The sequence below is a fragment of the Candidatus Hydrogenedentota bacterium genome, assembly GCA_019695095.1.
In the GTDB taxonomy this organism is placed as follows: Bacteria; Hydrogenedentota; Hydrogenedentia; order Hydrogenedentales; family SLHB01; genus JAIBAQ01.
In genome coordinates this window covers 24,530-31,444 of sequence record JAIBAQ010000063.1, presented here as the reverse complement: position 1 = coordinate 31,444, position 6,915 = coordinate 24,530, and the positions used below count along the sequence as shown (strand labels likewise).

Annotated in this window: 5 protein-coding genes; 4 read left to right on the top strand and 1 reads right to left on the bottom strand. The window is 56.8% G+C overall.

Going from position 1 to position 6,915, the window contains the following annotated elements; genetic code table 11:
* Positions 1-513: 513 nt before the first annotated feature.
* The 4 genes from K1Y02_12240 to K1Y02_12225 all read left to right on the top strand — a co-directional run bounded on the left by K1Y02_12240 (position 514) and on the right by K1Y02_12225 (position 4,420).
* Positions 514-1,011 (top strand): prepilin-type N-terminal cleavage/methylation domain-containing protein, encoded by a 498-nt coding sequence (locus tag K1Y02_12240; GenBank protein MBX7257123.1) that lies wholly within the window; start codon positions 514-516, stop codon positions 1,009-1,011.
* Positions 1,012-1,243: 232 nt separating this feature from the next.
* Complete coding sequence (locus tag K1Y02_12235; protein ID MBX7257122.1) at positions 1,244-2,620, top strand: extracellular solute-binding protein; 1,377 nt, start codon at positions 1,244-1,246, stop codon at positions 2,618-2,620.
* Positions 2,617-3,576 carry a sugar ABC transporter permease gene (locus tag K1Y02_12230; protein ID MBX7257121.1) on the top strand — a complete coding sequence of 320 codons (960 nt, stop codon included), beginning with the start codon at positions 2,617-2,619 and terminating at the stop codon, positions 3,574-3,576. Before K1Y02_12235 ends, K1Y02_12230 begins: the two co-directional genes overlap by 4 nt.
* Positions 3,551-4,420, top strand: a complete 870-nt coding sequence (locus tag K1Y02_12225; protein MBX7257120.1) for a carbohydrate ABC transporter permease — start codon at positions 3,551-3,553, stop codon at positions 4,418-4,420. The genes K1Y02_12230 and K1Y02_12225 overlap by 26 nt, the downstream gene beginning before the upstream one ends.
* Positions 4,421-4,452: 32 nt before the next feature.
* Here the strand turns inward: K1Y02_12225 and K1Y02_12220 are convergent, their stop codons facing one another.
* Complete coding sequence (locus K1Y02_12220; protein ID MBX7257119.1) at positions 4,453-6,651, bottom strand: response regulator; 2,199 nt, start codon at positions 6,649-6,651, stop codon at positions 4,453-4,455.
* Between the last annotated feature and the right edge of the window lie 264 nt (positions 6,652-6,915).

Genomic DNA, 6,915 nt, shown 5'->3' with positions numbered 1-6,915 from the left:
GCGAGGCGCTCAACGCTACGTGCGCGGTAGTACCCGGGAAGCACCTCGTCCTCGGCGGCCTCAACATGCCCAAAGGCCAATTGGTCCTGCTGCTTTCGATCGCGGAGTAACCCTCTCCCGCTGTAAGCGGAATGCGGCCTCTGTGTAGCGTGCCTTGCAGCATAGTGCGGGACTCCCGCCTCAGCAGATAACGACTACCCCGCAATGTACATCGGCACGATTCAGCGTCTCGGCGGATTTCGGGCCAACCCATAACGCTGTCGTGAGTACTTCATTCGAATGACAAAAAACGTCACTTCACGACACGCCGTTGTCACGTAATTACCACTCAACGTCGCTATTCACACACGTAGACACCCCTTAACTCTTTATAATAAAGCAACTTGCCACTCGGGATCTCGTCTTGGCACCCCGCTTGTTATTATTCATCGCGAAAGTTGAACGCAATCTCACCCATGTGAGGGTGAGTATTCGAATCTTGGCAGTAACGGGTTTCAATTGGAGGGTTACGGTATGAAAATGCAACACAAAGAATCCGGTTTCACACTCATCGAGTTGATGATCGTAGTCGCCATCATCGCGATCATCGCCGCCATCGCCATCCCCAACCTGCTCCGCTCCCGCATGAGCGCAAACGAAGCGAGCGCGGCTGGCGCGATGCGCACGATTTCCACGGGTGAAGTGGCATTCCAGACGGCAGCATTTGTTGACACCGACGCAGATGGTACGGGCGACTATGGTTCCTTGGCGCAATTGGCAAATCCCGACGGCGCCGGCGCGACCCCGCCCTTTATCGATCAGGTTCTTGGCGCGGGTTCGAAGCAAGGCTATGTGTTCACGGTCAACGTCGTGAATGGTACTGCGACGACAATGCCCGCATACACCTGCACGGCAACCCCGGCAGCGGCTGGCCGGACGGGTTACCGCCAATACTTCGTCGACGAATCGGGCGTCATCCGGTTCACGGCAGACGGCAGCGCGGTAACGGTATCCTCCTCTCCGCTCAACTAACGCAATCTGCTGGTAGACTGCCAGCTTCCTAGGCTGCGAGCGGCGGGCTCCCCACCGAGCCCGCCGCCTCACTTTTTTGCCTCGAGCACCGGCAGCATACGACCTACTTGACAACCTGTAATGACAATATGCCCCGTTTTTCGCAGTCTTTTGGACGCGCAAGGGGTCATGTGGAAATCCTGCCCGCCCAGAAGGTACACTCCCCACTGAATCAGCAGCCACAGGGGGCCGGATGAAACACGTATTCATGGGCGCATTTGCGGGGATGCTTCTGCTATCCCTCGTCGCGCACGTTTGGGTACCTGCGTCGGACCCCAATCGTATTAAGCTCATCTGGGCTTGTGATGACAGCCCCACCCGTCGCGAGCAAATTGCCCTTTTCAACCAGATGAATCCCGAGTACGAGCTTACCCTGGACCCTAACCCGGGGGCCTTTGAGAAGATCATGGTTCAGTGCCTTGCAGGGGTCGGTCCTGATCTCTATGACAGCTACTTCCCCTGGCAGACGTCGCTCTTCGCGCGGGCTGGCATCGCCTACGACCTTACGGACGAGCTACCGAAGATAGGAGTGGACATCGACGAGATCTGGCCCTGCGCCAAGAACACGGTCATCTTCAACAACCGCGTCTATGGGCACCCAGGCAACGCGAATGCGCCGGCCATCTGGTACAACAAGCGACTCTTCGACGAGGCGGGCATACCGTATCCCGACGCCAACTGGAAGTGGGACGACTTTATCGCCATCGCCAAGAAGCTGACTATCCGCGACGAGCGCGGCCGCCCCGTGCAGTACGGCTTTCTCGGGTACTGGGACTGGAAATCGGTTCTCTACCAGTGGGGTGCGTCGATGTACACGCCGGAAGGTACGCGCTGCACACTCGATTCGCCTGAATCCATCGCGGCATTCACCTTCCTCCAGGACTTGATCTTCAAACACCGCGTCATGCCCTCGTACTCGGAGGAACGCTACATGGCGCGCTCCGGCGGTTGGGGTTTCGAACACCTCAACATCTTCGCTGCAGAGCGCGGTGCAATGGCAATCGGCGGTCGCTGGTGGCTCCAACTCATGCGACAACCGGAGTTCTCCAAGCTACGCCTCGGCACGGCTCCGCTACCCGCAGGCCCTACGCGCCGCATCATGGGGGGCGCGCGCGCCACAATTGTAAACACCAACGGCAAGCACCTTGACGCCGCGCTGAAGTTCATCCAATGCCTGCACAGCAAGGAATGGAACGAATTGATTAACAAGCAGGCGGATGCCCTGGCCCCCGTGAAAAAGTACTGCTACACCGACGAATTCCTGCATGACCCGCGCTATCCGCAGGAAGACTACAACCAAGTCTGGCGCGACTCGCTTGAGAATGCGGTGCCGGAAGAAAACTCCCCGTATGTCAACGGCGGCACGGTCGACAAGATTCTAAAGATACAGACGGAGCTCATCCGGCTGGACCAGAAATCGGCGGAAGCGGGCGTCCGCGACGCGACCAAGCTCATCAACGAGGCAATCGTCGACCTGTTGCGGATGGACCCGGTCATTAAGGAGCAATACATGGAGGCTGTCTCCAACGGGGCGCGGCCCGCGTGGGATCGCCCGGAAGACGCGCCATGAAGCGAGCCGCTTCAGTCAGAACCACGGCCCTTTTGTTTCTGGCGCCGAACCTCGCGGGCTTCCTTGTCTTCACCTTGGGACCTGTACTGTTTTCATTGGGAGCGGCGTTCACGAACTGGAACCTGATGAAGACGGTCCCGCTGCACTGGATTGGGCTCGGCAACTTTGTAAAACTGTTCCATGACCCGCAATTCTGGCTCTACTTCAACAACACCATCTACCTCTTGCTCTCCATGCCATTCTGCATCGCGGGCTCGCTCGCGCTCGCGATTCTCTTGAGCCGCAACATCCGTGGCGTAATCGCGTACCGCACCCTCTTCTACCTGCCCAGTTTCACTTCCGGCATCGCCATGTTCATCCTCTGGAAGAAGCTCTTCAATCCCCACTTCGGTCCGATTAACCTTGTCATCGAGTGGTTCTTCGATCTCTTCGGATTGACCGGCTGGCATGCCCCAGACTGGCTGGGGTCCACGCAGAACATCGCGGCGCTGGCCGCCGACCACGTTGGGATCGACTTCACGCAATTCGGCTTCGGAGCGCGCGACGCCATCGTCATCATGACCATCTGGATGTTCGTGGGCGGCTCCAACATGCTCCTCTACCTCGCGGGCATCGCCAACATTCCCAAGGACCTTTTCGAGGCGGCGGACATTGACGGCGCGGGCATGTGGGCCAAGTTCCGCCACGTCATGTGGCCCCAGCTCGCCCCAACTACCTTCTTCATCGTCGTCATGAGTTTTATCACCGGGTTGCAGGGTGGCTTCGAGCAGGCCCGAAGCATGACAGAAGGCGGCCCGGCGGGCACTACAAAAACGCTCGCCTACTATATCTACACAAAAGCCTTCGAAGAGTTTGAGATTGGCTACGCATCCGCCGTGGCATGGGTGCTGTTCTCGATCATTTTTGCGATAACTATGGTGAATTGGCGCTATGGAAGCAGGCACGTCAACTACTAAGAAACAGCCGCGAGACGGACGTCAGGACCCCGCATGGCTGCGTCTGACGTTTCACGTCGTCCTTATGCTTATCGCCCTCATGATGATGACGCCCTTCGCGTGGATGATCCTCACCAGCCTGAAACCCCTCAGCGAAGTCGAAATGCTCAACCCAATCCCTACCGAATGGCGCTTTGGAAATTACATGGATGTGTTCACCACGGAGAACATCTCCTTCGGCAAGTATTACTTTAACAGCATCCTCGTCGCGGGCTGGGTTACCTTGCTTACCTGCATTACCAGCGCCATGGCCGCGTTCGCATTTGCGCGGCTCGAATGGCGCGGGCGCGATACCGTCTTCAAGCTTTATCTCGCAACGATGATGGTGCCTATCATCGTGACAATGATTCCCAACTACACGATCCTGGTGTCGATGAAACTCCTGGACTCCTATCTCGGACTGATCATCCCCGTTTCGTTCAGTGCCTTCGGCACCTTCCTCCTGCGTCAATTCATGCTCACCATTCCTCCGTCACTCGATGAAGCCGCCACCATCGACGGCGCGAATTCCTGGCAGGTCTTCTGGGAACTCATCATGCCGCTGTCACGATCCGGCCTGATCGTGCTTGCCATCTTCACCTTCATCGGCAACTACGGGAGTTTCCTGTGGCCGCTCATCCTCATCAAGACCGAGCACTTGCGAACCCTGCCCGTTGGCATGCTCTACTTCGACACCGTCTACGCCCAACAAACAAACCTCATCATGGCCGCCTCCGTTCTTAATGTGCTGCCGATGATCATCCTGTTTGTTTTGATGCAGCGCTACCTTGTGAGCGGCATTCAGTTGGGCGGCGTAAAGGGGTAATCCCGCAAGCTCCGTCGCTTCGCCTGCTTCCTCTAATCGGCTGGTTCGTCGCCTTTCGATGCTGCTTGAAGCGATTCGGCGACTGCGCGGGCCAAGTCGACCCGAGTAAATGGTTTGTGCACAAATTTAAAGAGTCCATTGCGTCCCGCATGCCCGCTAATCGACTGTTCGCTGAATCCGGACAATAGAATTATGGGCAGATTCGCGCGAATTGCGCGCAATTCTTGCGCAAATTGAGTACCCGTCATAGACGGCATGGTCTGATCGGTTATGACCAGGTCAAATGCTTCCGGAGATTTGCGGAACTCCTCCAACGCCACTGGACTTCGGTTGTACGTGACCACGCGGTATCCAAAGCCTTCCAGCATGCGCTGCCCCAGGCGCAAGAGCGCGTCTTCGTCATCCACCAGCATGATGCGCTGATTCCCGCCGGACTCGACGCTGCCTGCGCGCGGCGCATTAGAAGGTATCTCCGCCGGCGCCAGCCGTGGGAAATAGACCGTGAAACTCGTGCCTTTGCCTACTTCACTGTACACCGCGATCTCGCCACCCAGGCTCGAGACTATGCCGTGAACCGTGGAAAGGCCAAGGCCAGTGCCCTTCCCTTTTTCTTTGGTAGTGAAGAAGGGATCGAAGATCCGCTCCATCGTTTGAGCATCCATGCCATGACCCGTATCGTTCACGAGCAACTGCACGAACTCCTTCCCGCTCTCCAAATGAGGGTACCTTCCAGCAAGATCGTCATCGGCGACAATCTCATCGAGCGAAATTGACAGAACACCTCCGCCCGCTTCCATCGCATGATACGCGTTCGCGCAGAGATTCATCACGACTTGATGAAGCTGAATGGGATCCGCGAATACATGTCCCGAATGACCATTGGTTTCGACCACGATCTCTATTGTCGACGGAATCGTTGGCCGCAGCAGCCGCATGGCCTCGTCGACAACTTCCTTCAAGCTCACGTTGCGGCACTGCACCTCCAACTGTCTGCTGAACGTCAGAATTTGCCGGACCAGATCCCTCGCGCGAAGACTCGCCTGCACAATCTCCTCGGCACTTCCGCGCGATTCATCCTCATGAAGATTTCCTCTGAGCAGCAGTTCAGAATGCCCAAGAATGGACGCGAGGATATTGTTGAAATCGTGCGCGATTCCGCCCGCAAGCGTACCGATAGACTCCAGTTTCGCAGCCTGCTGGAGCCTCTGCTCCATGATCGCCTCCTGCGACACGTCTCGAAGCACGATCACATAGCTCACCATCTCGCCCAGGTTATTGAACATCCGCGAAACGGTCATTTCGACGCTGCACGTCCCTCCGTCGCCCTTCCTCAGCTTGAAACGTCCTTCAAGAGCGCTACCCGCCGAAATGGCTTCCCAAAGCGGGCGGCCTTGGCCCGGAGTCGAATCTATCTCGACCAATACATCGACTGCTTGCTGCAGCCGTTCTTGCCGTGGGATTCCGGTCAATCGCTCGTATGCGGAATTGACGTACAGTACTTTGCCTTCCGTGTCGATGATGGCAATGACTTCCGACGCTTGCTCCACGGCCATTCCAAGCTGATGGAGCTCCTGTTCCACGCGCTTTCTCTCCGCCATCTCCTCATGCAGCAGCAGGTTGCTTCTCAGGAGTTGAGATTGCTCGTCGCGCAATGCAGAAGTAGCGGCATTTGCGCTCGCCAATGATTGCTCCAAGCCCTTGAGAAGGACCGATAGCGACAGACTGATGACCGCATTTACGAAGAGAAAATTGAGCGTAGTGACAGACCATGCGACTAGCCGGTTGTCTTCCGGCAGAAAGGGACTGTAAAACCCGGTTCCGCTCGTGAACCCCACAAAAAGCAAGGTAACCGCGTTCAGCACGAGCGCGGCGATTGCCGCGCGCACACCTAGAAGCAAGCCCGCCATGACCGAGAACGCAAACAGATAGATTTGGCTAATTGGACCCACCGACACCAAAAGCCAAACGCCCAGCACATACATCATGGATATCAGGCCAACCGACCGGAAATGAAACGGAATCCTCTTGCCGAAGAAAAGTCCCACTGCAATCAGCAAAACCACGGTATCGATGAATGCTACGCCGTAGACCCCGCCGACAATTGACATATACAAACTGGGGACGTACGTCACGGTGCCCAGAATCACACCAACAAACAGGATGGCGTTCAGAATGTACTCACGCCAGTACAAAAGGTCGACATCCCGACGGGAGGAATCGGGCTCAATCACGCGTCTGAACTCTCGCAAAAGGAAATGCATGGGCATAGAGTCGCAGTCCAACTTCACCGAGATTGACTTCACAACGGAACTGAACACGGCATAGATAGCGGGAAAGTTCGACGGCCGAAGTATAGCAGTCTTAGGTCGCGGATGCGCGTTTGCGCATGCCGCCGGAGCCATCGCACACGATGCACCTTCGACAGAATGCCCCTGCCCACGCAGCATCGCGCCTACCCCCATAGCCCGTCAAACTGCGAAAAGCTACGCTCGTTC